The sequence below is a fragment of the Streptomyces sp. NRRL S-495 genome, from assembly GCF_000966955.1.
GTDB lineage: Bacteria > Actinomycetota > Actinomycetes > Streptomycetales > Streptomycetaceae > Kitasatospora > Kitasatospora purpeofusca.
Genome location: NZ_JZWY01000359.1, coordinates 1 through 26,629 on the forward strand (window position 1 = coordinate 1; position 26,629 = coordinate 26,629).

General features: G+C 74.7%; 21 protein-coding genes and 3 pseudogenes. 17 read left to right on the forward strand and 7 right to left on the reverse strand.

Annotated features, from left to right (window positions below; genetic code table 11):
• The 3 genes and pseudogenes from VR45_RS18785 to VR45_RS18795 all read left to right on the forward strand — a co-directional run.
• Positions 1-791, forward strand: a pseudogene (locus VR45_RS18785) (hypothetical protein); the annotation flags it as partial.
• A gap of 129 nt (positions 792-920) precedes the next feature.
• Complete coding sequence (locus tag VR45_RS18790) at positions 921-2,585, forward strand: restriction endonuclease (RefSeq protein WP_045940951.1); 1,665 nt, start codon at positions 921-923, stop codon at positions 2,583-2,585.
• 285 nt (positions 2,586-2,870) lie between these two features.
• On the forward strand, positions 2,871-3,713 hold the full coding sequence (locus VR45_RS18795) for a ZIP family metal transporter (RefSeq protein WP_353612702.1): 843 nt from the start codon (positions 2,871-2,873) through the stop codon (positions 3,711-3,713).
• A gap of 85 nt (positions 3,714-3,798) precedes the next feature.
• Here the strand turns inward: VR45_RS18795 and VR45_RS18800 are convergent, their stop codons facing one another.
• Positions 3,799-4,704 (reverse strand): LysR family transcriptional regulator, encoded by a 906-nt coding sequence (locus VR45_RS18800; RefSeq protein ID WP_045940952.1) that lies wholly within the window; start codon positions 4,702-4,704, stop codon positions 3,799-3,801.
• A 111-nt stretch (positions 4,705-4,815) separates the two neighbouring features.
• On the opposite strand from VR45_RS18800, the gene VR45_RS18805 reads away from it, so the two are divergent.
• Positions 4,816-5,769 (forward strand): EamA family transporter, encoded by a 954-nt coding sequence (locus tag VR45_RS18805; protein WP_045940953.1) that lies wholly within the window; start codon positions 4,816-4,818, stop codon positions 5,767-5,769.
• Between the two features lie 76 nt (positions 5,770-5,845).
• Here VR45_RS18805 and VR45_RS48750 read toward each other — a convergent pair.
• A pseudogene (locus tag VR45_RS48750) lies at positions 5,846-6,259 on the reverse strand (MarR family transcriptional regulator); the annotation flags it as partial.
• 147 nt (positions 6,260-6,406) lie between these two features.
• Here VR45_RS48750 and VR45_RS18815 point away from each other — a divergent pair.
• On the forward strand, positions 6,407-6,745 hold the full coding sequence (locus tag VR45_RS18815) for a DUF2218 domain-containing protein (RefSeq protein ID WP_045940954.1): 339 nt from the start codon (positions 6,407-6,409) through the stop codon (positions 6,743-6,745).
• Between the two features lie 52 nt (positions 6,746-6,797).
• Here the strand turns inward: VR45_RS18815 and VR45_RS18820 are convergent, their stop codons facing one another.
• Together VR45_RS18820 and gabT are read right to left on the reverse strand one after the other, a co-directional pair.
• A complete protein-coding gene (locus VR45_RS18820; protein WP_045940955.1) occupies positions 6,798-7,448 on the reverse strand; it encodes a phosphatase PAP2 family protein in 651 nt (216 codons plus the stop codon).
• Positions 7,449-7,892: 444 nt separating this feature from the next.
• Positions 7,893-9,248, reverse strand: a complete 1,356-nt coding sequence (gene gabT, locus VR45_RS18825; RefSeq protein ID WP_045940956.1) for a 4-aminobutyrate--2-oxoglutarate transaminase — start codon at positions 9,246-9,248, stop codon at positions 7,893-7,895.
• Between the two features lie 240 nt (positions 9,249-9,488).
• On the opposite strand from gabT, the gene VR45_RS18830 reads away from it, so the two are divergent.
• The 3 genes from VR45_RS18830 (at position 9,489) to VR45_RS18840 (ending at position 14,860) form a co-directional block, all read left to right on the forward strand.
• Entirely contained in the window at positions 9,489-11,552 is a 2,064-nt protein-coding gene (locus VR45_RS18830) for a hypothetical protein (protein WP_052709201.1), read from the forward strand.
• A 149-nt stretch (positions 11,553-11,701) separates the two neighbouring features.
• The gene (locus VR45_RS18835; protein WP_045940957.1) at positions 11,702-13,267 is read left to right on the forward strand and encodes a PucR family transcriptional regulator; all 1,566 of its coding nucleotides are present in this window, start codon (positions 11,702-11,704) and stop codon (positions 13,265-13,267) included.
• Between the two features lie 150 nt (positions 13,268-13,417).
• Positions 13,418-14,860, forward strand: coding sequence for an aldehyde dehydrogenase family protein (locus VR45_RS18840; RefSeq protein WP_045940958.1), 1,443 nt, complete (start codon positions 13,418-13,420; stop codon positions 14,858-14,860).
• Positions 14,861-14,930: 70 nt separating this feature from the next.
• Here the strand turns inward: VR45_RS18840 and VR45_RS18845 are convergent.
• Positions 14,931-15,606 (reverse strand): annotated as a pseudogene (locus VR45_RS18845) (NAD(P)H-binding protein).
• A 129-nt stretch (positions 15,607-15,735) separates the two neighbouring features.
• Between VR45_RS18845 and dxr the strand changes: the two are divergent.
• From dxr to VR45_RS18870, 5 genes are all read left to right on the forward strand, one after another.
• Entirely contained in the window at positions 15,736-16,965 is a 1,230-nt protein-coding gene (gene dxr / locus VR45_RS18850) for a 1-deoxy-D-xylulose-5-phosphate reductoisomerase (RefSeq protein ID WP_045940959.1), read from the forward strand.
• A gap of 109 nt (positions 16,966-17,074) precedes the next feature.
• Positions 17,075-18,379, forward strand: a complete 1,305-nt coding sequence (locus VR45_RS18855; protein WP_045940960.1) for a site-2 protease family protein — start codon at positions 17,075-17,077, stop codon at positions 18,377-18,379.
• Positions 18,380-18,519: 140 nt separating this feature from the next.
• Positions 18,520-19,680, forward strand: coding sequence for a flavodoxin-dependent (E)-4-hydroxy-3-methylbut-2-enyl-diphosphate synthase (gene ispG, locus VR45_RS18860; RefSeq protein WP_045940961.1), 1,161 nt, complete (start codon positions 18,520-18,522; stop codon positions 19,678-19,680).
• Positions 19,681-19,835: 155 nt separating this feature from the next.
• Positions 19,836-20,711: a GNAT family N-acetyltransferase gene (locus VR45_RS18865; RefSeq protein ID WP_045940962.1), complete on the forward strand. Its 876-nt coding sequence runs from the start codon at positions 19,836-19,838 to the stop codon at positions 20,709-20,711.
• Between the two features lie 113 nt (positions 20,712-20,824).
• A complete protein-coding gene (locus tag VR45_RS18870) occupies positions 20,825-21,409 on the forward strand; it encodes a GNAT family N-acetyltransferase (RefSeq protein WP_234326041.1) in 585 nt (194 codons plus the stop codon).
• On the opposite strand, the gene VR45_RS18875 is transcribed toward VR45_RS18870, so the two are convergent.
• Together VR45_RS18875 and VR45_RS50580 are read right to left on the reverse strand one after the other, a co-directional pair.
• A complete protein-coding gene (locus VR45_RS18875) occupies positions 21,382-22,314 on the reverse strand; it encodes an aminoglycoside phosphotransferase family protein (RefSeq protein ID WP_045940964.1) in 933 nt (310 codons plus the stop codon). The genes VR45_RS18870 and VR45_RS18875 overlap by 28 nt on opposite strands.
• 99 nt (positions 22,315-22,413) lie before the next feature.
• Complete coding sequence (locus tag VR45_RS50580; protein ID WP_107084216.1) at positions 22,414-23,451, reverse strand: ferritin-like domain-containing protein; 1,038 nt, start codon at positions 23,449-23,451, stop codon at positions 22,414-22,416.
• A 297-nt stretch (positions 23,452-23,748) separates the two neighbouring features.
• On the opposite strand from VR45_RS50580, the gene rimP reads away from it, so the two are divergent.
• The 4 genes from rimP to VR45_RS44245 all read left to right on the forward strand — a co-directional run.
• A complete protein-coding gene (gene rimP / locus VR45_RS18885; RefSeq protein ID WP_045940965.1) occupies positions 23,749-24,279 on the forward strand; it encodes a ribosome maturation factor RimP in 531 nt (176 codons plus the stop codon).
• 57 nt (positions 24,280-24,336) lie between these two features.
• The gene (gene nusA, locus VR45_RS18890; protein ID WP_030397733.1) at positions 24,337-25,338 is read left to right on the forward strand and encodes a transcription termination factor NusA; all 1,002 of its coding nucleotides are present in this window, start codon (positions 24,337-24,339) and stop codon (positions 25,336-25,338) included.
• A 126-nt stretch (positions 25,339-25,464) separates the two neighbouring features.
• A complete protein-coding gene (locus VR45_RS18895) occupies positions 25,465-25,710 on the forward strand; it encodes a YlxR family protein (RefSeq protein ID WP_045940966.1) in 246 nt (81 codons plus the stop codon).
• A 211-nt stretch (positions 25,711-25,921) separates the two neighbouring features.
• On the forward strand, positions 25,922-26,629 hold a 708-nt coding region (locus tag VR45_RS44245), incomplete at its 3' end, for a translation initiation factor IF-2 N-terminal domain-containing protein (RefSeq protein ID WP_199925966.1).

The window sequence follows — 26,629 nt, forward strand, 5'->3', positions numbered from 1 at the left end:
GCCCCGCCCACCCCCCGTACGCCTCCCACCCCGCGCGCCACGAGGGCCGCCGGGAGCACCGTCGCGAGCGGCCCAAGCCGAAGGCCCTCACCGCGGGCGGCCCGCTCCCCGGCCGGACGGCCGGCCCCGGGGCGGGGCGCGGATCCGCCGGCCGGCTCTGCACCGCACCCGGCGGGGGACCGGTGCCGCTCCCGCCGACGTTGTTCGTCCCGGTCCCACCGGTCCCGTCCCAGCCCGTTCTGCCCGCCGCCGCCCGTCGGGCCGGGCGGCGGCGCACCGGACCGGTCGGCGGCCACGGCGGGATCCCGCTCACCTTCACCGAGCTGATGGACCGGCTCGGCGAGTTCCCGCTGCTCACCTTCACCGGCGACCAGAAGGCCGCGCTCGCGCTCGACGAGCTGCGCTGCGCCGGCGGGGGCTGGGCCCGGCTCACCTGGGACGGTCTGACCGCGCTCCAGGAGTACGCCGAGGCGGCGGTCCGCGGCCGGGCGGGCGGCGACTTCAAGCAGTGGTGCGAACGGACCCCGGCCGGCTGCCACCGCTTCCCGCCCCGCAAGGCGGTGCGCGGCGAGTCGCGGACGGTCCACAGCCACGCCAAGTGGAAGCGCGAGCGGATGCTCCCGGTGCCGGAGTGCGTGGACACGTCCAGACGCGCCTTCATGGGGGCACACCTGCGGATCGGCGGCGGCCGCACCGCGCCCCGGCTGCACTACCTGGACGACTGTTCGGGCAGTGGCCGGATCTATGTCGGCTACATCGGACTGCACCTGACCAACACCCGGACCAACTGAGAGGCTTTGCTGACCGGTGCGCCCGTTCGGTGGACAATGTCCGGAAGCGGGGCGGACCCCCGGTTCGCCGCCGAGGGGCTGCCGACCGCCCCGGGCAGGCGCCGGACGAGCATGGGGGAACGACCACCGATGCAGTACTCAGCAGACGGCCAGTCCGACGGTGCTGTCACCGCCCCCCAACCGGGCTTCCTCGCCTCCGTGTTCCGCGACCTCGGGGTGGAGGAGCCGACCGCGGACGATCCGTCCGGCCGCCCCCCGGGCGTCCCCGACGGGCCGTCGTCCACCGCCCGGCCGGCCCCGGCCCCGGATCCGCTCGGCCCGGGCGGCGACGAGGACATCGCCGCCCACGCCAGGGCCGCCGCGCTCACCCACCACCGCACGCTCACCGTCCAGGCCGAGCACGAGCGGCTGGCCGACCTGCTCCGGCGGTCCGCCCTGCCGGTCTCGGCCATGGACTTCGAGAGCCAGTTGCGCCGCTACGAGCCGCGCCCCTACCCGGACGGCGCGCCGCCCGCGACGGCCGGCGCGGACCCGGAGCCGCGCTGGGAGGACTACGCACCCGCCGAACCGCCGGCCTCCGACCCCGACGGGCCCCCGGTCCCCCGACTGCTCGACTCCGACTACCAGCGCGGACTGGCCAAGGCCCGGCTGACCCACCAGCGGGCCCTGCGGGAGTGGCGCACCCGGCAGGCCGAGGCCGGCAGCCCCGCCGTCGACGAGTCCCGGCGCGCCCACGACGAGGCCGAGCAGGCCCGGGCGCGGGCGGTGCGCGAGTACAACGACTCCCTGGAGGAGTGCCGCCGGGCCTACCGGCAGGCCGAGCCGGCCGCCGTCGAGTCCCTGCTGGAGCGGGCCCTCGCCGCCGCCGAGACCAACACCCGGGACCTGCCGGCGCCCTGTCGTGCCGTCTACCGGCCACTGACCCGCACCGCCGTGCTCGACCTCGACCTGCCGCCGCTGGACGTCGTGCCCTCGCTGACCGGCTACCGGCTCGCCCCGGACGGCGAGGTCCTCCCGGTGCCGCGCCCGCCGGCCGACCGGGCCTCCGACTACCTGCGGCTGGTCGCCCGGCTGGCCCTGCGCGCACTGCAGGCCGCCGACGCCGTCGACACCGACGAGATCCTCGCCGGCGTCGTGCTCAACGGCTGGCTGCGCGAGCCCGGCGGCGCTGGGCCGCTCTGCCTGGTGAGCGTGGACGCGGACCGTGACGCGCTGGCCCGCACCAGGCTGCTGCCGCCCACCGACCCCGACGAGGAGCCCGACGGCGAGGGCGTCTACGCGGACGCCGAGCAGGACGAGGCACTGGTGCGGCTGCGCCAGCTCGACGCCGCCGTCAGCCCCGACCCGTACGGCCGGGCGGGCGTCGAACCGGCCGCGCAGGCGGCGGTCACCGTCCCGGCGGCGCCGGACCTCTCGGCGAACGAGTTCGCCCAGCTGGTCCGTGAGCTGCTCACCCGGGGCGGACTCGGGCAGTGGAGCGTACGGCTGCGCGGCCCGGTCGGGCTGGTGGCCACCGGTGAGGGGCCCGTCGGCAGCGCGCTGCCCGGCCGCTGGGTGGTGTGGGCCTCCCGGGGCGAGGGGCCGGTGGGGGAGGAGGAGATCCGGACCCTGGCGGAGGCGGTCCGCGAGGAGTCCGCCGAACGCGGGCTGCGGCTGACCACCGGCCGCTTCACCGACGGGGCGCTCGACCTCACCGGGGAGGACGGGCACCGGCACATCCACCTGGTCGACGGGGACGGCGTCCGCGAGCTGACGCACACCCACCTCGGGCTGTCGCTCGCCGCCGGGCACTGAGCCGCGCGGGCCCGGCCGCGGGGGTGATCAGGAACGGTCCCGCGTCCGGAGGGGGTCCGGGAGGCCGGGAATCCACTACGGTGGTCGGCTCGGAGCAGGTGCCGTCGGCCGGCCCCGACGGCCCGCCCCGGCGCCTCACCCCGACGGCTTGCCCGGCGGGCGACGGCGCGCGGGGTGTCCGACGCTGGGGGACACGGCCGGCCGGCACCGGCCGACGGTCGGCCCGGGGACGGGCGGGACACGGGGGAGACGAGTGAACGGACGGACCGTCACGGTGGAGCAGCGGTGACCGCGGTCCTGGTGGCCGCGGGGGCGTTCCTGATGACGCTGATCGGCGGCTGGGTCGCGCAGCGCACCGGCGACCGCCGGCACCTGGTGCTCGGCTTCGCCGCCGGGCTGATGCTCGGGGTGGTCGCCTTCGACCTCCTGCCGGAGGCGCTGCGCCAGGCGCCCGAGGAGGTCCACGGGGTGCCGCAGGCACTGCTGATGTTCGCGGCCGGCTTCCTGACCATCCACATCGTCGAGCGGGCGGTCGCGATCCACCGCGGCCACGAGGAGGAGTACGCCGAGCACAGCCACGGCCACCGTCCCAGCCACGACCGGTCGACCGAGCAGGACCGGTCGACCGAGCAGGGCCGGGGCCACAACCACGGCCATGCCCACGGCCGTTCCCGGTCGGACGCCGAGCGGCACCAGGGAGTGGGCCTGACGGCCGCGATGGCCCTGGTCGGCCACAGCGTCATGGACGGCTTCGCGATCGGCGCGGCCTTCCAGGCCGGTACGACGGTCGGGACGGTGGTGGCGATCGCGGTGGTCGCGCACGACTTCGCGGACGGCTTCAACACGTACACGATCACCCGGCTCTACGGGAACAACAAGCGGCGGGCGCTGGCCCTGCTGGCGGCCGACGCGCTGGCGCCGGTCACCGGTGCCGCGATCACCCTGCTGTTCACCATCTCCGAGCACCTGCTCGGGCTGTACCTGGGGTTCTTCGCCGGATTCCTGCTCTATCTGGCGACCTCCGACATCCTCCCCGAGGCGCACAGCCCGCACCCCTCGCGCACCACCCTGCTCTGCACCCTCGGCGGGGTCGGCTTCATGTGGCTGGTGATCGGCTTCGCCTCCTGACGGGAGGCCACGGCGGGGGCGTCCGCCGGCCGGCCACCTCGGTCAGCCGCCCCGGCCACCTCGGTCAGCCGCCCCGGGCGTCCCGTCAGCCGCTCCGGGCGTCCCAGCGGGCCCGCATCGCGTCCAGCGCCTCGGTGATCGCCGGCCGGCGCGAGGCCTGGGAGCGCCAGAGCGCGAACACCCGCCGAGCCGGCTCCGGCGCCACCGCCCGGGCCACCACCTCCGGCGGCAGCGCGCCCCGGCCCAGCCGGGGCACCAGCCCGATGCCGAGACCGGCCCCGATCAGGGCGATCTGGGTCTCGAACTCGCCGACCCGGTAGTGCACGTCCGGCTCCTCGCCGGCCTCGCGCAGGGTCCGGACCAGCCAGTCGTGGCAGATGTTGCCCGGCGGCACGCTCGTCCAGCGCTGCCCGCGCAGCCGGCCCACCGGCACCACCGGGAGCTCCGCCAGCGGATGGCCGACCGGCAGCAGCAGGTCCACCGGATCCGGCCCGAGGTCCATCCGGTCGAGCCCCTCCTGCACCGGCAGCGGCACCGTCGGCCAGTCCTGGACGAGCGCCAGGTCGACCTCGCCGCGCGCCACCAGCTCGGCCGCCGGGTACGGGTCGCTCTCCAGCAGCCGCACGTCCAGCTCCGGGCAGCGCTCGCGCAGATCGGCCAGCACTCCCGGCATCAGTCCGCGCGCGCCGGTCGCGAAGGCGGCCACCAGCAGCCGTCCGACCGCCTGGCCGCGCTGCTCCTCCAGTCGCACCTCGGCCCGCTCCACCAGCCCCAGCACCGCCTGCGCCGTACCCGCCAGCTCGCGCGCCGCGTCCGTCAGCACCACGCCCCGGCCCTGGCGCTCCAGCAGCACCGTCCTGGTCTCCCGCTCCAGCTTGGCGATCTGCTGGGAGACGGCGGACGGGGTGAAACCGAGGGCCGCGGCCGCCCCGCCGACCGAGCCGTGGACGGCCACCGCGTGCAGCGCCCGCAGGCGTCCCAGATCCATCATGCAGCAATGCTAAAGCGTTGCCTTCAGAACTCATCGCTGGTGCTGCACGGTTCCGGCGGCCATCCTCGTGCCATGAGCGCATCACCGCAGGCCGCCCCGGGCGGCGGCAGCATGAGTCCGCGTCACATCGGCCTGGCCGTCCTGGTGGCCGCCGTCTGGGGCCTCAACTTCGTCCTCATCCACATCGGGCTCCAGAACTTCCCGCCGCTGCTGTTCTGCGCCCTGCGGTTCGCGGTGGTCGCCGTCCCGGCGATCTTCTTCGTGGGACCGCCGAAGGTCGCCCTGCGCTGGGTGCTCGCGGTCGGGGTGGTGCTCGGTGTGGTGAAGTTCGGCCTGCTCTTCCTGGGCATGCACGCCGGGATGCCGGCCGGCCTCTCCTCGCTGGTGCTCCAGGGGCAGGCGGTGTTCACCGCGCTGTTCGCCGGCGCGCTGCTGGGCGAGCGTCCCGGCGTCCAGCGGCTGACCGGCCTGGGCGTCGCCTTCGCGGGCATCGGGCTGAGCGCCGTCGACCGCGGCCTCGGCGGGCCGCTGGGCGCGTTCGTCCTGGTCGTGCTGGCGGCGGCCGCCTGGGGACTGTCCAACGTGCTGACCCGCAAGGCCGCCCCGCCGGACGCGCTGCGCTGGATGGTCTGGGTCAGCGCGGTGCCGCCGCTGCCGCTGCTCGGCCTCTCGCTGCTGGTCGAGGGCCCGGCGGCCGACCTGCGCGCGCTGCGCGGGATCGACCTCGCCGGGCTCGGCGCGATCGGCTACGTCGGGCTGGTCTCCACCCTGTTCGGCTTCGTCGCCTGGAGCTATCTGCTGCGCAGTTACGACGCCACCGCGGTGGCGCCCTACTCGCTGCTGGTGCCGGTGTTCGGGATGTCCTCGGCCTGGCTGCTGCTCGGCGAGTCGGTCGGCCCGGTGGCCGCCGTCGCCGCGCTGCTGGTGATCGCCGGGATCGGGATCACCGCGCTGCGCCCGGGGGCGCTGTCCGGCGCGGCGCGGCGGTGGTCGCGGTGGTCGCCGCGTAGGCGGCCTCGGCACTCCGCAGCGCTCGCAGCAGCGCGTCCTGGTCGGCGGGGCTGACCGCGCCGAAGTACTCCTGGGAGACCTCGTAGCGGACCTGGCCGATCCGCTCCACCGCCGACCGGCCGGCCTCGGTCAGCAGGATCCGCACGGCCCGGCGGTCGGCCGGGTCCGGGGTCCGTTCCACCAGTCCGGCCTCCTCCAGCGCGTCGACCACCGTGGTGGCCGAACGGGGGGCGATGTGCAGCCGGTCCGCCAGGTCACTGAGCCGCATCGCCCGGTCGGGGAGCTCGCAGCCGGGGGCGTGCGCGAGGGTGCGCAGGGCGCGGCCCTGGCCGGGGGTGATGCCGTAGGGCTCCAGTCGCTCGCTGGTGAGGCGGCGGATCCGCTTGATCGCCCGGGTCATCGCATCGGCCAGCTCGGCGGCGGTGTCCTGTTCGGCGGTGCCCTGTTCCGTGCTGCCCTGTTCGGTGCTGTTCTGCTCGGCACCGTCGGGGGTGCTGGTGCCGGGGGAGGAGCTCGCCGCGTCGTCGGTCGGCGTGGTGGTCATGGGCGGCTCTCCTCGGCAGGTGTTCGACCAAGGGTATCGGCCGCTCCGGGGGCGTCCGGAAATATGTTGAGTAAGACTCAGTATCTGGGTTAGCGTAGACGGCGAGTGAGGGCACCCTAAGTTCCCTCCCCTGAACCTGGAGGGCCCGTGCCCCGCTCCGAAGCCCGCGTCACCACCGACCGTTCCGCCCGCTACGCCAAGCAGCTCGCCGCCCACATGGGCCGCAAGATCAAGGCCGACTGGTCCGAGGAGACCGGTCACGGCACCCTCGTCTTCGGTGCTGGCACCGCCACGCTGGAGGCCACCCCCGACGCGCTGCTGCTCGCCGTCGAGGGCGAGACCGAGAACCTGCCCGGACTGGAGGACGTCGTCGGCCGTCACCTGGTCCGCTTCGGCGCCCGCGACGAACTGGTCGTCGAGTGGCGCCGTGACAACGGCGAGGCCGGCCACGTCCACCGCAACGACGAGGAGCCGGCCGAGGGCTGAGCCCCGGGCGGCACGGCCCGGCGTTCACGGCCCGGGCCCGGGGTTCGGGGCCTCAGTGCTCCGGGCGCCGTCGGCGCGCGGACGGGCGGCCGGTGAGCGGCCACCGGGCCAGCGTCCACAGGACCAGGCCGCCCAGGCACCAGCTGGCCACCACGTCCAGCAGCCAGTGGTAGTCGCTCCACACCAGCCCCAGTCCGACGCCCGCGGCCAGCAGCGCCGCCGCGGCGGCGAGCGCCCGCCGCCCGCGCGGCGCGGCCGTCCGCGCCAGCAGCAGGGCCGCCACCCCGTACCCGAGCGTGGCGGTCGCGGTGTGGCCGGACGGGTACCAGCCCCACTGGTCCGCCGCCAGCGGCAGCCCGAACGGGCCCGGCCGGGCGAACCAGGCCTTCGCCGGCACCACCAGCAGCGGGATCAGCCCGGCCGTCAGCACCACCACCGGCACCGGCAGCCACCACCGGGCGAACCCCGCCCGGAACTCCCGCCGGGCGGCGACCGCCCCGCCCAGCAGCAGCACCGGCACCGCCACCGAGCCCCCGCCCAGGTCGGAGAACGCCTTGCCGAGGTGGTTGAGCAGAGTGCTGTGCAGCGCGTGCCGGGTCTCCCGGACGGCGTGCCGGGCCCAGTGGTCCAGCTCCAGCAGCGGTCCGTCCACGGCGACCTGCCAGGACACCAGCAGGAGCACCAGGGCCAGGAGCGCCGGCACCGCCGGCCGGGCGAGGACGCGAGGCAGCCGCCCCGGAGCAGGGGGGAGAGCTCCGGGGCGGCCCTGATGATCGCCGTTCCGTGCGTCCCGGGGGGTGTGGGCCGGACGGCCGGTCGATCGGCTTTCGGTGTGCACCGCCCCGTACGGGACGGCCTGGTTGTCCTCGCGGCCCTCGCGCGGAGCCGCCCCCTGGGGCGACGCCGCGGACGGCTCCGCCCATGGCTGGGGCTCGCTGTCCATCTGTGATGACACTACGTCAAGGTCCTTGCACGGCCGAGGAGCTTCAGCGATTCCGCACACCATCTTCACCGTCCGCGCCGGGGGCGTCACACCGGGTTCGAAACCCAACGGCCCGCGGGGACTGAGGTCCCCGCGGGCCGTTCGGCGCTGTCCGGACATCCCTCCGGCGGGTCTTCGGGCGCGGCCTCGGGGCCGCGGGCCGGATCAGACGGTGGCGAAGGCGCCCTCGATGATGTCCAGGCCCTCGTTCAGCAGGTGCTCCGGCATGACCAGCGGCGGCAGGAAGCGCAGCACGTTGCCGTAGGTGCCGGCGGTCAGCACGACCAGGCCCTCGGCGTGGCAGGCCTTGGCGATGGCCGCGGTGGCCTCCGGGTGCGGCTCCTTGCCGCCCGGCTTGACCAGCTCGACGGCGATCATCGCGCCGCGGCCGCGGACCTCGCCGACGCGGACCCGGTCGGAGTCGGCGTACTTCTCCTGGATCGCCCGCAGGCGGCCCAGCATGACCTCGCCGATCCGCTGCGCCTTGCCGTTGAGGTCCAGCTCCTTCATGGTCTCGATGGAACCCAGCGCGGCCGCGCAGGCCACCGGGTTGCCGCCGTAGGTGCCGCCCAGGCCGCCGGCGTGCGCGGCGTCCATGATCTCGGCGCGACCGGTCACCGCGGCCAGCGGCAGACCGCCGGCGATGCCCTTGGCGGTGGTGATGAGGTCCGGGACGATGCCCTCGTCGTCACAGGCGAACCACTGGCCGGTGCGGCAGAAGCCGGTCTGGATCTCGTCCGCGACGAAGACGATGCCGTTGGCCTTCGCGTACTCGACGATGGCCGGCAGGAAGCCCTTGGCCGGCTCGATGAAGCCGCCCTCGCCCTGGATCGGCTCGATGATGATCGCGGCGACGTTCTCGGCGCCGATCTGCTTGTTGATGATGTCGATCGCCTGCGCGGCGGCCTCGGCGGCGCAGTTCTCGGCACCGGTCAGCCAGCGGTAGGGGTAGGCCACCGGCACCCGGTAGACCTCGGGGGCGAACGGACCGAAGCCCTGCTTGTACGGCATGTTCTTCGCCGTCATGCCCATGGTGAGGTTGGTGCGGCCGTGGTAGCCGTGGTCGAACACCACGACGGCGGTGCGCTTGGTGTACGCGCGGGCGATCTTCACCGCGTTCTCGACCGCCTCGGCGCCCGAGTTGAACAGCGCGGTGCGCTTGTCGTGGTCGCCCGGGGTCAGCTCGTTGAGCTGCTCGGCGACGGCGACGTAGCCCTCGTACGGGGTCACCATGAAACAGGTGTGCGTGAAGGCGGCGAGCTGCTCGGAGGCCTTGGCCACCACGGCCTCGGCGCTGTTGCCGACGTTGGTCACGGCGATGCCGGAGCCGAAGTCGATCAGCGAGTTGCCGTCCACGTCCTCCAGCACGCCGCCGTTGGCGCGGGACACGTACACCGGCAGGGTGGTGCCGACGCCGGCCGCCACCGCACCCAGCTTGCGGGCCTGCAGCTCCTGCGACTTCGGACCGGGGATCGCGGTGACCAGGCGGCGCTCCTGCGGGAGCGGCGTTGCGGCGCTCATGGGTTTCTCCAGACTTCTCGGCTCGGTAGTTCGCAGGCTACGGGGGCGTTCCCCGGGCAGGCATGCGCCACTCGGTAGCACTGCGCCGTCCGACTTGTCCGGGGCGGCCAGCCCGGGCGGAGCCGCTACCGGGAGGCTCCGCTCCACTACATTGAGCGCGGGCGTGTCGCCGGGGCGGTGGCATGGGTATGGGCGGCACCGACGGCGGTCGGGCCGGCGGGCGAGGGAACGGGGCCGTAGATGGGACTGGACGGGGCACGGAGCCACGACGAGCGGACCACCGCCACTCCCCGCACCCCGATGCCGCACCCGCGTCCCCCGGCCCGCGTGCCCTTCGACCTCGCCGCCTGGGCCTCGGCCCCGCGGCCCGAGGCCGACCCGGGCGTCTTCCGCCAGGACCACCGGCAGCTCGACCCCGACCGGGCGGAGGCCGCCAAGGTCCCGACCTGGCCGCTGCTCCTGCGGGCGGGGCTGAACGCGGTGGTGGGGTGGTTGGCCTTTGTCTACGGGACGCAGCTCGCACTGCGCCTCATCGTCCTGACCGTGTGGGTGGATCATCCGTCCTCGACTGCGGTCACGGTGGTAGGACTGTCGGTCAATGCCCTTGTCCTCGCCGTCGTCATCAAGGTCTTCGGCCGGATGGGCCGGTGGCCGGAGGTGTGGCGGCGCTACGCCCTGCCGCTGCTGTCGCGGACGGTGACGGAGGAGGCGCCGGCCACGGAGGAGGAGCAGTCGGAGGCGGCCCGGCAGCGGGATCCGTGGACGGTGCTGCGGCAGGGCGGGGCCGCCGTCGCGGCCGGGCGGCTGGACGGTGAGGCGGTCGGGGACGTCGACTACGTGCGGATCCGGCGGGCCTGGGAGTCGGCCCAGGCCGACCCGGCCTTCCTGCCGGCCTTCGTCGAGCAGGTGTCGCTGCGCGGCGCCGCCGCGTTCGCGCACCCCTCGGAGGCGCGCGAACTGCCGGGCCGGGCGGAGCGGCACGACCTGCTGCTGGGCCAGGTGCGGCTCGGTACCGCGCAGGACGTGCCGAAGAACCCGCTGACCCACCGGTCGGCCGGGTTCGCGCTGGACCCGGTGGTGCTGGGCACCTCGCTGCTGGCGGTGGGCCCGGCCGGGACGGGGAAGACGGCGCGGCTGGCCCGCCCGGTGGCCGAGGCGCTGTGCCTGCAGGCGCTGGCCGGGACGGCGTGCGCGGTGGTGATCGGCGCGACGGACGCGGACCTGGGGCCGGACGCCTGGTACGACGTGGTGATCGCCCCGGGCGACCCCGCGTCCCGCTACGGGCTGGACCTCTACGGCGCGGCCCAGGACCCGGACGAGGCGGCGGCCCGGCTGGCCGAGGCACTGCTGCCGGACGAGCTGACCGCGCGCGCCGAGACCGCCCGGACGGCCCTGCAGCAGATGGTCGGCCCGTTCCACGCCGCGTTCGGCCGCTACCCGGGCGTGCGCGAGCTGCGGGCGCTGCTCGCCGGTGATCCGGAGTCGCTGGAGGCCCTGGTGAAGGGGCTGCGGGCGGCCGAGCGGCTGGGCTCCTTCGAGCGGGACCTCGAGTACCGGGAGCACCAGCGCGGCCGGGCGGACGATCCGGGGGCGCTGCTGGCGGACCGGCTGGCGCTGCTGGACCGGCCGGCCTTCGAGGGGGCGTTCGCGACCGACGGCACGGGCCGGCCGCCGTTCGCGATGCGGGTGCTGGACCATCCGCTGCGGGTGCGGGTGAAGCTGCCGGAGCGCAGTCATCCGGAGGTGGCGCGGATGCTGTCGCGCCTGCTGGTGGGGCAGTTCGTGCAGGCGGCCGGGTCGCGCGGGGACCGTTCGCTGTTCGCGGGCCTGGTGGTGGACGACGCCTCGGCGGCGCTGGACGCCGGGATCGTGCGCGGTCTGCAGCGGCTGCGCGGGGCGAACGCCGGGGTGGTGCTGCTGCTGCGCACCCTGGTGGACCTGCCGGAGGCGCTGCGGGCGCCGCTGTTCGGGGCGGTGGGCTGCCGGGCGGCGTTCCCGGGCATCGCACCCTGGGACGGGCGGTTGTTCTCGGAGGCCTGGGGCACCCACCTGGTCCGCGAGACGGCGGTGACGCTGGCCCCGGACACCTCGGGCGGGATCGTGCGGCGGGCCGGGCGGCTGGGGCGCAAGGCGCTGTCGGGGACGACGGCGCAGACGGAGTCGGTGACCACCCGGGAGGTGGAGCGGCTGCGCTGGTCGCCGTCCGACCTGGCGCACGCCCTGCCGGCGGGGCACGCGGTGGTGTCGCTGACGGCGGTGTCGGGGGAGCAGGTGCCGCCGCTGCTGGTGGACCTCCGGGGCTGAGGCGGGCCGTCGAAGCTCGCCTTCGAGGTGGATTCGGCAGTGCCGGTTGTCCGGAGCGTCCATAATGAGAAGTGGGGATCCCCCTGGACTCCCAGCCCTCTCCCCGCCCGGCCGCAATGGCGCGGTCGCGTCGCTCCCCCGAAGGTGCCATGCCCCCCACACTTGCCTCCGTCGTCCGCAACACCTCGCTCCATCTGACGGTCCTCGCCGGTGCGGACCATTTGGAGCGGCCGGTCCGCTGGGTGCACACCAGTGAGCTGGACGACCCGACGCCCTTCCTCGAAGGCGGTGAGCTGCTGCTCACCACCGGTATCAAGCTGGGCCGCACGGCCGCCCGGCTGCAGGCGTACGTGCACCGGCTGGCCGACGCGGGGGTGGTCGGGCTGGGGCTCGGGGTGGGGCTGTCGCACACGGAGGTGCCGCAGCCGCTGGTGGACGCGGCGGCGCAGCGCGGGCTGCCGCTGCTGCGGGTGCCGGAGCCGACGCCGTTCATCGCGATCAGCAAGGTGGTGTCGGCGGCGCTGGCGGCCGAGCAGTACGAGGCGGTGACGACCAGCTTCGAGGCGCAGGAGGAGCTGACCCGGGCCGCGCTGGGCAAGGACGGCACGACGGCGGTGGTGCGCCGGCTGGCGGCCCGGCTGGGCGGCTGGGCGGCGCTGTACGACGGTTCGGGCGCGCTGTCGGTGGTGGCGCCGGACTGGGCGGCGCGCCGGGCCGGGCGGCTGGCGGCGGAGGTGGACCGGCTGCGGCGGCGTCCGGCGCCGTCGAGTGCCGCGCTGCAGGGCCGGGCGCCGGGGATAGACACGGCGGACGAGGACTACGTGGTGGTCCAGTCGCTGGGTGCGGACCGGCGGGCGCGCGGGTTCCTGGCGGTGGGCACCGAGGACCGGATCACGCCGACCGAGCGCTATGTGCTGAACGCGGCGGTGGCGCTGCTGACGCTGACCCTGGAGCGGTCGCGGGAGCTGCGGCAGGCCGAGGAGCGGATGGGCGCGGCGCTGCTGCGGATGGTGCTGGCCGGGGAGGTGGCGACGGCGCGGCAGGTGGCGGCGGGCCTGTTCGGCGGGCTGCCGGAGGGAACGGTCCGGGTGCTGGTGGCCGGGGCGGGCCAGGGGGTGGACGCCGGGGAGTCGCTGGGCGAGCTGGGCGACCGGGCCGAGCAGGCGGGTTCGCGGGTCGGCGAGAAGCTGCTGGTGGCGCGGGAGGACGGCGCGCACGGTCCGAGGCTGATGGTGCTGGCGCTGGACAACGGCGCGGTGCACCGGGCGTGCCTGGGTGTGGTGGAGGAGCACGAGGGCCTGTCGCTGGGCGTGTCGGCGCCGGCCGCGCTGGAGGACGCCGGGACGGCGCACGCGCAGGCCGAGCGGGCGCTGGCGGTGGCGCTGCGCGGGGGGCGGCGCTCGGTGGACCACGAGGAGGTCGGCGCGGGCTCGCTGCTGCCGCTGCTCGGGGAGGACGCCGTGACGGCCTTCGCCGAGGGGCTGCTGCGGCCGCTGCGGGACCACGACCGGACGGCGCGCGGCGATCTGGTGGCCTCGCTGCGGGCCTGGCTGTCGCGGCACGGGCAGTGGGACGCGGCGGCGGCCGATCTCGGAGTGCACCGGCACACCCTGCGGTACCGGATGCGGCGGGTCGAGGAGCTGCTGGGGCGGTCGCTGGACGACACGGACGTCCGGATGGAGCTCTGGCTGGCCCTGCGCTCGGGCGAGGAGTAGTCACAGCCGATCCGGCTGGACGCGGTGGAGTGGGCGCGCGGGTGAACGCTACTCCGTGTCCAATCCGGTCGGTGCGTCGGCCGCCCTACCCTCGATTGCGGCTCCACGTCCGTGGGGTCCTGACGACGACGAGGAGAGGCCGGTACCACGGTGACCACCACGTACGATTTCTGGCTGGCCGGCCGCCGGGCGAGCGGCGATGCCGACTTCGAGGTGCACAACAGCTGGGACGGCCGCCTGGTCGGCAAGGTGAGCATCCCCACCGAGGCGCAGGTCGAGGAGGCCCTGGAGGCCGCCGTCGCCGCGCTGCCGGTGTTCGCCGCGACCCCGGCGCATGTGCGTTCCGCCGCCCTGGACCACGTGGCCCGGCGGCTGGCCGAGCGCACCGAGGAGATCGCCCAGCTGATCACCGCGGAGAACGGCAAGCCGATCAAGTGGGCCCGCGGCGAGGTCGGCCGTGCCGTCTCGGTGTTCCGCTGGGCCGCCGAGGAGGCCCGCCGGACCAACGGCGAGACCATGCGGCTGGACACCGACCCGGGCGGCGTGGGCCGTTTCGCGCTGGTGCGCCGCTTCCCGCGCGGTGTGGTGCTGGGCATCGCCCCGTTCAACTTCCCGCTGAACCTGGTCGCCCACAAGGTCGCCCCGGCGATCGCGGTCGGCGCGCCGATCATCCTCAAGCCGGCCCCGGCGACCCCGCTGTCGGCCATGGTGCTGGGCGAGATCCTGGCCGAGACCGACCTGCCGGCCGGTTCCTGGAGCGTTCTGCCGGTCCCGAACGACCGGATGCCGGCCCTGGTGCAGGACCCGCGACTGCCGGTGATCTCCTTCACCGGTTCGGACAAGGTCGGCTACCAGATCATGGACTCGGTGCCGCGCAAGCACACCACCCTGGAGCTGGGCGGCAACGCCGCGGCCGTGGTGCTCGCCGACTGGTCCTCCGAGGCGGACCTGGACTGGGCGGCCACCCGGATCGCGATGTTCGCCAACTACCAGGGCGGCCAGTCCTGCATCTCGGTGCAGCGCGTGATCGCCGACGCCTCGGTCTACGACGCGCTGGTGGAGAAGGTCGTCGCCAAGGTGGGCGACCAGGTCACCGGTGACCCGAACGACGACGCCACGGACGTCGGCCCGCTGGTCGACGAGAACGCCGCGAAGCGGGTCGAGTCCTGGGTGGACGACGCGGTGGCCAAGGGCGCGAAGCTGCTCGCCGGCGGTACCCGCGAGGGCGCGACCTACGCCCCGACCGTGCTGGCCGAGCTGCCGGCGGACGCGATCCTGGCGACCTGCGAGGTGTTCGGCCCGGTGCTGTCGCTGCACCGGGTGGACGGTGTGGACGAGGCCTTCGCCGCCGTCAACAACTCGCCGTTCGGCCTCCAGGCGGGCGTGTTCACGCACGACCTGCAGACCGCCTTCCGCGCCCACCGGGAGCTGGAGGTCGGCGGTGTGATCATCGGCGACGCGCCGTCCTATCGTGCCGACCAGATGCCGTACGGCGGCGTCAAGGACTCCGGCGTCGGCCGTGAGGGCGTCAAGTACGCGATGGACGACTACACGGTCGAGAAGGTCATGGTCCTCAGCGGCCTGGACCTCTGAGACACGTGCTGACGAAGGGCCCGGCCGCGCGGTCGGGCCCTTCGGCGTACCCGGGGTGCCGGGGGAGCGCTCAGTCCCGGCCGGCTGCGGCCGCGACGGCCTCGGCGACGGTGGCGTCGCCGGAGAGCAGGTCCAGGGTCCGTCCGGCGGTGCCGGGTTCGTGCAGCAGGGCGGCGAGCACGGCGGCGACGTCCTGCCGGTCGACGGCGCCGCGCGGGAGGCCGGGGGCGAGCCGGACCAGTCCGGTGCCGGGTCCGTCGGTGAGGCGGCCGGGGCGCAGTACCGTCCAGTCCAGGCCGGGGCGGGACCTGACGGCGTCGTCGGCGGCGCCCTTGGCCCGCAGATAGGTCTGGAAGCCCTCGTCGGCGGGGTACTCGGCCTCGGCGTCGGCGCCCATCGAGGAGACGATGAGGTAGCGGCGGACGCCGGCGAGTTCGGCGGCGTCGGCAAGCAGGACGGCGGCGTCCCGGTCGACGGTGAGCTTGCGGGCGGCGCCGCTGCCCGGTCCGGCGCCGGCGGCGAACACCACGGCGTCGGCGCCGTCGAGCAGCCGGGCGAGTTCCGGTGCGGCGGCGGCCTCCAGGTCGCTCCAGGTCGAGCAGCAGCGGTTCGGCGCCGGCGGCGGCGAGGTCCTCGGCGTGTTCGGGGCGGCGGACGATTCCGGCGGGCCGGTCGCCCCGGTCGGCGAGCAGCCGTTCCAGTCGGAGGGCGATCTGTCCGTGGCCCCCGGCGATGACGATGCGCATGGCTCCGACGTTAGCCCGGGGCGGGGGCGCCGTCCTGGGGAACCGGTGCGGCGGGTCCGGCGAACCGGTGCGGGGGATCGGGGGAACCCGTGGTGCGGGGGAGGGTGTCGGGCAGGCCACAATGGGCGCATGACTTCGCTCGCCCACCCGCAGCTGCGGTTCACCCCCGAGGTGACCGACCCCTCCGGCCCCCGGGAGTTGGTGATCCTCGGCTCCACCGGTTCGATCGGCACCCAGGCCATCGACGTGGTGCTCCGCAATCCCGACCGGTTCCGGGTGGTGGCCCTGTCGGCGGCCGGCGGCCGGGTCGACCTGCTCGCCGAGCAGGCGGTCCGGCTGGGTGTGCGCACCGTGGCGGTGGCCGATCCGGCGGCGGAGCCCGCGCTGCGCGAGGCGCTGGCGGCGAAGGCCGCGGGCGGGCCGCTGCCGACCGTGCTGGCCGGTCCGGACGCGGCGACCGAGCTGGCGGCGATGGAGTGCCACTCGGTGCTGAACGGCATCACCGGGTCGATCGGTCTGGGTCCGACGCTGGCGGCGCTGCGGGCCGGCCGGGTGCTGGTGCTGGCCAACAAGGAGTCGCTGATCGTGGGCGGCCCGCTGGTGAAGGCGGTGGCGCGGCCGGGGCAGATCGTCCCGGTGGACTCCGAGCACGCCGCGCTGTTCCAGGCGCTGGCCGGCGGCACCCGGGCCGAGGTCCGCAAGCTGGTGGTGACCGCGAGCGGTGGCCCGTTCCGCGGCCGCGGCCGGGCGGAGCTGGCCGGGGTGACCCCCGCCGACGCGCTGGCGCACCCGACCTGGGCGATGGGCCCGGTCGTCACGATCAACTCGGCCACCCTGGTGAACAAGGGCCTGGAGGTGATCGAGGCCCACCTGCTCTACGACGTGCCGTTCGACCGGATCGAGGTCGTGGTCCATCCGCAGTCGGTCGTGCACTCGATGGTGGAGTTCACGGACGGTTCCACGCTGGCGCAGGCGAGTCCGCCGGACATGCGGATGCCGATCGCGCTGGGCCTGGGCTGGCCGGACCGGGTCCCGGACGCGGCTCCGGGCTGCGACTGGACGAAGGCCGCGACCTGGGAGTTCTTCCCGCTGGACGACGAGGCCTTCCCGGCGGTCGAGCTGGCCCGCGAGGTCGGCACCCTGGGCGGTACCTGCCCGGCCGTGTTCAATGCCGCGAACGAGGAGTGTGTGGAGGCCTTCCTGAAGGGCCGCCTCGCCTTCACCGGGATCGTGGACACTGTTGCGAAGGTCGTGGCCGAGCACGGTGCCCCGGCCGGGGGAACTTCGCTGACGGTGGAGGACGTCCTGCACGCGGAGGACTGGGCGCGCGCCCGGGCCCGCGAGCTGGCGGCGGGCTGACGGTCCGCCCGGACGGGCAGCACCACCGGGGCGGGGCCGTCCGGACGGTCCCGCGCGGAGGACCGGTACGACGACAGGACGATCGGAGCGGCATGACGGAGGCGCAGCGGTGGCAACGGTGATGACGGTGGTCGGCATCCTGGTCTTCGTACTGGGACTGCTCTTCTCGATCGCCTGGCACGAGCTCGGCCACCTCTCCACGGCCAAGCTGTTCGGCATTCGGGTGCCGCAGTACATGGTCGGCTTCGGGCCGACGGTCTGGTCGCGGAAGAAGGGCGAGACCGAGTACGGCCTCAAGGCGGTCCCCCTGGGTGGGTACATCCGGATGATCGGGATGTTCCCGCCCGGTGCGGACGGGCGGATCACCCAGCGCTCGACCTCGCCCTGGCGGTCCATGATCGAGGACGCCCGGGAGGCCTCCTACGAGGAGGTGAAGGAGGGCGACGAGTCCCGGCTGTTCTACACGCGCAAGCCGTGGAAGCGCGTGATCGTCATGTTCGCCGGGCCGTTCATGAACCTGCTGCTCTCGTTCGGGCTCTTCCTGACCGTGATGATGGGCTTCGGCGTCTCGATGGCGGTGCCGACCATCGGCACCGTCTCGGAGTGCGTGGTCAAGGCCGGCCAGGCGACCGACACCTGTCCGGCGGACGCCCCGGCGGCGCCCGCCTTCCAGGCCGGGCTCCGGCCGGGCGACCGGGTGGTGTCCTTCGACGGCGACCGGATCGGCAACTACGAGCAGCTCCAGGGCGACATCCGGAAGTCGGCCGGCAAGAAGGTCGAGCTGGTGGTCGAGCGCGACGGGCAGCGGCTGACCCTCGAACCGACGATCGCCGTCAACGACGTGCAGAAGTACGACGCCGAGGGCCTGCCGGTCAAGGGCGAGACGGTGCGGGCCGGCTTCCTCGGCTTCACCCCGACCACGGGCGTGGTCCGGCTCGGCCTCGGGCAGTCCGTCGACCGGATGTACGACATGGCGGAGCACGGCGTGGAGTCGCTGGCCGCGCTGCCCGGCAAGATCCCGGGGCTGTGGCACTCGGTGGTCGACGGCGCCCCGCGCGAGGCGGACTCCCCGATCGGCATGGTCGGCGCGGCCCGGGTGAGCGGCGAGGTGTTCTCGCTGGACATCCCGGGCACCCAGCGGGTCGCCTACTTCGTCAACCTGCTCGCCGGGATCAACCTCTCGCTGTTCCTCTTCAACATGCTGCCGCTGCTGCCGCTGGACGGCGGCCACATCGCGGGCGCGGTCTGGGAGTCGGTCCGCCGCCGGTTCGCACGGCTGTTCCGCCGCCCCGACCCCGGTCCGTTCGACGTGGCCCGGCTGATGCCGCTCGCGTACGTGGTGGCCAGCGTGTTCATCGGGTTTACCCTGCTGGTGCTGGTCGCCGACCTGGTGAACCCGGTCAAGATCAGTTAGAGCGGTCGGCCGGTGGGTGCGCGGACGCCCGTTCCCGTGCCGTACCGTTGGAGCCCGGGCGCGCGATCGTCGGCGCGCCCGGGTTCGGTCGTCCCAGCGGCCGGGCCGACCACACATCGACCCCGGGGAACCCTGCGCACATGACCGCGATCTCGCTCGGTATTCCGTCTCTGCCGCTCAAGCCGCTCGCCAAGCGCCGGGTCTCCCGTCAGATCATGGTCGGCAACGTGCCGGTCGGCGGCGACGCGCCCGTCTCGGTGCAGTCCATGACCACCACGCTGACCTCGGACATCAACGCCACCCTGCAGCAGATCGCGGAGCTCACCGCCTCCGGCTGCCAGATCGTGCGGGTCGCCGTCCCGTCCCAGGACGACGCGGACGCGCTGCCGATCATCGCGAGGAAGTCGCAGATCCCGGTGATCGCCGACATCCACTTCCAGCCGAAGTACGTCTTCGCCGCGATCGACGCCGGCTGCGCCGCGGTCCGGGTCAACCCGGGCAACATCAAGGCCTTCGACGACAAGGTCGGCGAGATCGCCAAGGCCGCCAAGGGCGCCGGGGTGCCGATCCGGATCGGCGTCAACGCCGGTTCGCTCGACAAGCGCCTGCTGGAGAAGTACGGCCGGGCGACCCCCGAGGCTCTGGTCGAGTCCGCGCTCTGGGAGTGCTCGCTGTTCGAGGAGCACGACTTCCGCGACATCAAGATCTCGGTCAAGCACAACGACCCGGTCGTGATGATCAACGCCTACCGCCAGCTCGCCGCCGCCTGCGACTACCCGCTGCACCTCGGTGTCACCGAGGCCGGCCCCGCCTTCCAGGGCACCATCAAGTCCGCGGTCGCCTTCGGCGCGCTGCTCGCCGAGGGCATCGGCGACACCATCCGGGTCTCGCTGAGCGCCCCGCCGGCCGAGGAGATCAAGGTCGGCAACCAGATCCTGGAGTCGCTCGGCCTGCGCCAGCGCGGTCTGGAGATCGTCTCCTGCCCGTCCTGCGGCCGCGCCCAGGTGGACGTCTACAAGCTCGCCGAGGAGGTCACGGCCGGCCTGGAGGGCATGAACGTGCCGCTGCGCGTCGCGGTCATGGGCTGCGTCGTCAACGGCCCGGGCGAGGCCCGCGAGGCCGACCTCGGGGTCGCCTCCGGCAACGGCAAGGGCCAGATCTTCGTCAAGGGCGAGGTCATCAAGACCGTCCCCGAGTCCAAGATCGTGGAGACCCTGATCGAGGAGGCGTTCAAGATCGCCGAGCAGATGGAGTCGGAGGGCGTCGAGTCCGGCGCGCCGACCGTCACCGCCGGCGAGTGACCCACCCCGGTGCCGGGTAGGTCCGCGCTGTTCTTCCGGAAGCGGGGCCGTCCGTACGCGGACGGCCCCGCGGCCGTGCCCGGGTGGGGGCAGGGAGTAGGGTGCGGCCACCGTCGTCTCAGTAAGGTGCTGTCTCGATGCTCGATCGAGGTGTGATGCTCCCCAGCTCGTTCCAGGCCGCCCGCGCCCTGGCGACCACCCGCGTGCTGGAACCGCCGGACCTCGCCGACGCCCTCGCCGTCCTCCAGCGCGACCCCGTCGCCAACGCCTTCGTGGCCACCCGGGTGGAGGCCGTCGGCCTCGACCCCTGGCGGCTCGGCGGCGAGATGTGGGGCTGGTACGACGAGCACGGCGAACTCGACGCGCTCTGCTACGCCGGGGCCAACCTGGTCCTGGTGGAGGCCGGCCCGCAGGCCGTCCAGGCCTTCGCCGAACGCGCCCGCAGACAGGGGCGCCGCTGCTCCTCCATCGTCGGCCCGGCCGGGCCGACCGCGGCCCTGTGGGCGCTGCTGGAGCGCAGCTGGGGGCCCGCCCGCGAGGTCAGGGCGCACCAGCCGCTGCTCGCCACCACGGTGCCGTCCGCCGAGATCGCCCCGGACCCGCTGGTCCGGCGGGTGCGGCGGGACGAGGTCGACATCCTGATGCCGGCCTGCGTGGCGATGTTCACCGAGGAGGTCGGCGTCTCGCCGATGGCCGGTGACGGCGGGCTGCTCTACCAGGCCCGGGTTGCCGAACTCGTCACCACCGGACGCTCGTTCGCCCGCTTCGGCGAGGACGGCGAGGTCGTGTTCAAGGCCGAGATCGGGGCCGTCACCGAGGGCGCCTGCCAGATCCAGGGGGTCTGGGTCGCGCCCGGGCACCGGGGGCAGGGGCTCTCCGAGACCGGGATGGCCGCGGTGCTGGAGGTCGCGCTGCGCGAGGTCGCGCCGGTGGTGTCGCTGTACGTCAACGACTACAACCTGCGGGCGCGGGCCTCCTACCGGCGGGTGGGGTTCCGCGAGGTCGGGGCCTTCATGAGCGTGCTGTTCTGACGGTGGACCGGCCGCCGTTCGCCGGGTTGCCGGTGCGGGCCGCGTGGCGGGTGGCCGGGCGGTAACGTCCGGGGCATGGAACGGGTGACTGGGGTGATGGCGGGGTGACCGGGGTGACTGGGCCGGCCGGGGTGAGGATCGAGGCCATCGACCTCGCGGCATGGGCTCCGCAGGCGCTCGACGTCCAGGCGGTGGCCTTCGGGCTCACGCCCGAGGAGGTCATGGTCCGGCTCCACATCGTCGGACGGCACGCCCAGCAGCCCGGGGTGATCGCGCTCGGGGCGGTCAGCGGCGGTCGGCTGGTCGGCTTCGGGTACGGGATGCCGAACCGGCGCGACCACTGGTGGAGCACGGTGATCGAGCCCTATCTGGTCGCCCGGGGGCACGGGGCCTGGCTGGACGGCGTCTTCGCCGTCACCGAACTGCATGTGCTGCCGGAGTTCCAAGGACGCGGCGTCGGCTCCGCGCTGATCCGGACGCTGACCGCGCGGTCGGGGGCGGACCGCAGCATCCTCTCCGCGATCGACGCCGAGACGCCGGCCCGTCGGCTCTACCGCTCGCTGGGCTACCGGGACCTCGCGCGGGCCGTGCACTTCCCGAACACGGAGCGGCGCTACGCGGTGATGGGGGCTCCGCTGCCGTTGCGCGGGGCGGGCGGCGCGGACGTGGCTCAGAGCGCGCCGGCGAACTCCAGGTAGAGCTCGGCGTCGGCGCGGCGGCCCGTGGCGAGGGCGGCGCCGGCGAGGTCGACGGCGCGGACCAGGGTCCAGCCGCGGAGGCGGTCGCGGTCCACCTCCAGCGCTTCGGCGAGCTGGTGCAGCCGGCGGCGGACGGCGGCCGGGAGGCCGGGGGAGCCGACCAGGGTGTCGGCCCGGTCCAGGGTGAGGCGGGCCAGGTCGTAGGCGCGTTCGCCGACCAGCGGCCGGGGGTCGATCGCGAGCCAGGGCGCGCGGTCGGCGGCGAGCACGTTGCCGTGGTGGAAGTCGCCGTGCAGCAGGAACTCCTCGGTCGCGGAGGCGGCGAGCGCGGCGGCGGTCTCCCGGGCCTCGGCGAGCAGGGGTTCGGCCTCGGCCGGGAGGCCCGGGGCGGTGGCGGAGGGCGACGGGGCGGAGGGCAAGGGGGCGGGGAGGCCGGGGAAGGCGTGCTCCGGGGGTACGGGGGTCCAGAGCCGGTGCAGCAGGCTGGTGGCCTCCAGCATCGCCTTGGGCTCGGCGAGGGAGCGCAGCGGGATCTCGCCGTGCAGGCGCTCCAGGAGGAGGACGGTGGTACCGGGGTCGGGGGCCGCCGTGTCGAGGAGCAGCACGGCGCCGCGGCCGGCCCAGGCGGTGAGGGCCTCGGCCTCGTGGGCGGTGCCGGGGGTGCGCAGGGAGACCTTGAGGACGGCCGGGGCGAGGTCGTCGTCGCGGTGGACGTAGGCGACCAGGGCGAGCGAGCCGCCGGGGTCCAGGACGCGGTCCAGGGTGAGGTGCAGCCGGGCCAGTTCGGCGGTGACGAGGGCGGGGAGGGCGGCCAGCCAGCGCTCCGCCTCCTCGGGGCGCACGGCGGTGACGTTCCGCGCGAGCCGGTCGGGGACGGTGATCTGCCCTGGTGCTGCTGCCGACATGCCGGCCTTTCGGTAGCGGTTCCCCCGTGGTGGTACGCCTCCATTGTCGGTGATGGGAGGGCCGGGGGCCGCTGGGGCGGAGCGCGGGACCGGCTCCGGCTACGGGGTGGGGGTACTCGTCCCGGCGGGGGTGTCGGTGATGCCGGGGAAGGCGGTGGGGGCGGCGCCCCACTGGTGGGCGCGGAGGGCGGATTCGCGCAGGGCGTCGGCGGCCAGCGGTCGCTGGGGGGTGGGGACGGCGGCGACCAGGTCGGCGTAGACGGTGGTCAGGCGGGTTTCCAGGTGGGCGGCGAGGCGGCCGGCGGAGGCCGCGTCGGTGACCGGGAAGGGGAGCCGGTAGCCGGCGGCCGCCGGGTCGGGGGTGGCGCCGCCGCCGGCGAGGAGGCGCTGCCAGGCGTCGCGGCGGGCCTGGTGGGCGGCCAGGGCGGTACGGGCCGCGGTGCGCTGCCCGTCGTCGGAGAGGCGGGCACCGACCACGCCGTAGCCGTAGACGGCGGCGTGCTCGGCGCCGAGGGCGTCCTGGAAGGGGGCGGCCGTGCCGCCGGCGGACGGGGACGCGGACGCGGAGGCGGAGGCGGACGGCGACGCGGAGGCGGACGGTGCCGGGGCGGCGGCAGCGGCCGGGGTGGCGTCGCCGAGGGCCACGGCGTGCAGGACGCCGGCTGCGGAGACCGAGGCCAGCAGGCGGGCCAGCGGCGGGGAGGCGGCGCCCAGGTCGGCCAGCCGGGCCTGGGCGGTCTGGCGTTCGAGGGAGGCCAGCGCGGCGGTGGTGGGTGCGGTGGCGGCCGTGGTGGACGCGGTGGCGCCGGGGGTGGTGCCGGAAGCGGTGACGCCCGGGGTGCCGGTGGAGGCTGTCGGCGCGGGGGTGGCGGTGTCCAGGGCCGCGCGGTGGCGGGCGACGTCCTCGCGCAGCGGCTGGAGCTGGGGGGCCTGTGGGAGCAGCGCGTCGTAGGCGGCCAGCAGGGCGTCGGTGGCGTCGAGGGCGCGCCGGCGGACCGGCTCGTCGGGGTCGGGGCGGCGGTGGTCCCCGGCCGGGCGGCCCGGGTCCTGGGGGTGCGTGTCGGTGCAGGCGGTCAGCGCTCCGCCGACGAGGAGCAGCCCGAGGGCCAGGAAGGTCCGGCGGCTGCGCGGCTGCATGGGTGTCACTCCGGGGCGGGTACGGGAGGACGGCCTGCCCTCGCTGGCGTGAATGATTACAGAATCCTCACCTGTGTGGGCGTGGATTGCCCTCCCGGCGGGCGCGGGCGGCCCGTGTGAGCTTGCTCGCACCGGGCCGGGCGGGGGTGGCGCTGCCGGGGGCGGAATCGGTGGTTGGGCGGTTCACCGGCTAGGCTTTGGGCCGAGCTGCCGCGACCCGGCCGCGCGCCGGAACGGCGCCGGTGGGTGCGGTGCGACCTTCCGACAACAGCAGACGCGGCCGAGGAGTCCACCCGGATGAGCACCACCCACATCGACCGGCTGCGTGCGTTGCTGGAGCCGCTGGCCGCGCAGTCGGGCCTGGACCTGGAGGACGTCAAGGTCACCCAGGCGGGCAGCCGCCGCCAGGTGCAGATCGACGTGGACGCCGACGGCGGCGTGGACCTGGACACCGTTGCCGAGTTCAGCCGGCTGGTCGGCGAGGCCCTGGACGAGTCGGACGTGATGGGTTCCGGCGCCTACGTGCTGGAGGTCGGTTCGCCGGGTGCGGAGCGTCCGCTGGACCTGCCCCGGCACTGGATCCGCGCCGAGGGCCGGCTGGCCAAGATCCACCTGGTCGACGGCGGGGAGATCGTCGCCCGGGTGCTGTCGGCCGACGAGGACGGCGCCCTGGTCGAGGTGCAGCCGGTCAAGGGCCGCGGCCGGGCCAAGGAGCGCCGACTGGAGTACGCCGAGGTCGCCCGTGCTCGCGTCCAGGTGGAGTTCAACCGCAAGGACGACGAGCAGCTCGACGAGCTGCTCGAAGAGGGGGACGACGGTGCGGAGTGACGACCTGCGCACCGACCGCACCATGAAGAACGTGACGAAAGACGAGGAGGCGTAGCCGTGGACATCGACATGAGTGCCCTGCGCACGCTGGTCAGCGAGAAGAACATCCCCTTCGGCCTCGTGGTCGAGTCGATCGAGTCGGCCCTCCTCACCGCGTACCACCGCACCGAGGGCTCGCGCCGCCGCGCCCGGGTCGAGCTGGACCGCCAGTCCGGCCATGTGACGGTCTGGGCCACCGAGGACGCGTCGGAGCTGGACGAGGGCGTCGAGCCGAAGGAGTTCGACGACACCCCGAGCGGCTTCGGCCGGATCGCCTCCAGCATCGGCATGCAGGTCATGATGCAGCGGCTGCGCGACGCCGCCGACGACCAGACCTTCGGCGAGTACGCGGGCAAGGAGGGCGACATCGTCACCGGTGTCGTCCAGCAGGGCAACGACCCGAAGAACGTGCTGGTCGACATCGGCAAGCTGGAGGCCATCCTGCCGCCGCAGGAGCAGGTCCCGGGCGAGGACTACCGCCACGGCACCCGGCTGAAGTGCTACGTCGTGGCCGTGCGCCGGGGTGTCCGTGGGGCGTCGGTGACGCTGTCGCGTACCCACCCCAACCTGGTCCGGAAGCTGTTCGCGCTGGAGGTCCCGGAGATCGCGGACGGCAGTGTGGAGATCGCCGCGATCGCCCGTGAGGCCGGCCACCGGACGAAGATCGCGGTCTGGTCGCGCCGCCAGGGGCTGAACGCCAAGGGCGCCTGCATCGGCCCGATGGGTGCCCGGGTGCGCGCGGTGATGGGCGAGCTGCACGGCGAGAAGATCGACATCGTCGACTGGTCGGAGGACCCGCGCGAGATGGTCGCCGCGGCGCTGTCCCCCGCTCGGGTGACGAGTGTGGAGATCGTCGACCTGGCGCAGCGCTCCGCACGGGTGATCGTGCCGGACTACCAGCTGTCGCTGGCGATCGGCAAGGAAGGGCAGAACGCCCGTCTGGCCGCCCGTCTGACGGGCTGGCGGATCGACATCCGACCGGACACCGAGGGCGCCGAGCCGGAGTCCCCGGCCGAGTAGTCGTTGTTGTCGGAGCCCCCCGCCGTTCCCCCCGGAATCGGCGGGGCGGCGCCATGTCCCTCCGGAGGGGTAGACTTGCCTTCGTCTGGCCGGACGCATGTCCGAGCACGCCCGGAACGCACCTGCGTGGGCTGCCGCAAGCGCGCGGCCAAGCACCAGCTGTTGCGTGTCACGGCGGTCGAGGGCGTCTGCGTCCCTGATCCACGTGGCGCACTGCCGGGCCGGGGAGCGCATCTGCATCCCGAACCGGCCTGTCTCGACCTCGCGGTCCGCCGACGGGCGTTCCCCCGGGCCTTCCGGCTCCAGGGCGCGCTCGACACCGAGCGGCTCCGTGAGTTCATCGAGGAGCGGGTGAGCGACAGCTCCCCGTGACAGCGCGCCGCTCGCGCGGCGGAGAACCACCGCAACAAGCACGGCGCACGGGCAGCCGTACGTCGTGCCACCAGTCAGGTACCTCGCGATGTGGAAGTAGGTCGAGATTGCGATGAGCACTCGATGAGTACGCGATGAGTACGCGATGGGTACGCCCATGAAGTAGCGACAGTCCGGCGGACGAGACCCCCGGACTCAAGACAGGAGTGAAGTGGCTAAGGTCCGGGTTTACGAGCTCGCCAAGGAGCTTGGTTTGGAGAGCAAGGCCGTCATGGCCAAGCTCACCGAGCTGGGCGAGTTCGTCCGTTCGGCGTCCTCGACGATCGAGGCGCCGGTCGTGCGCAAGTTGACTGACGCGCTTGGCGTTGCCCCCACCGGTGGTGGCTCTGCTGCCAAGCCGGGCCCGCGGAAGCCCGCGGCGCCCCAGCCCTCGGCCGGTTCGGCCGCGGGCGCACCCAAGCCGGGTGCACCGACCCCGGGTCCGCGCCCCAGCGCGACCCCCGGTCCCCGTCCGACCCCTGCGGCCGCGGCCCCCGCGGCTCCGGCCGCGCCCGCCGCCGCGTCCAAGCCGGCCGGTGCTCCGGCACCGGGCCCGCGCCCGGCGCCGCGTCCCGCGGCTGCGGCCCCGGCCGCTCCGGCGGCCGAGTTCTCCTCGCCGGCCCCCGTGTCCGGTGAGACCGAGGCTCCGCGCCCGGCCACCCAGGCCCCGCGCTCCGCCGGTGGCCCCGCCGCCGGTGCTCCCGCCGCCGGCAGTGGCGCCCGTCCGGGCCCGCGTCCGGCCGGTCCGCGTCCGGGCAACAACCCGTTCACCTCGGGCAGTGCCACCGGTATGGCCCGCCCCGGCGACCGTCGTCCCGGCGCGCCTGGCGCGCGTCCGGGTGCTCCGGCCGGCCAGGGTGGCGACCGTCCCCGTCCGGGC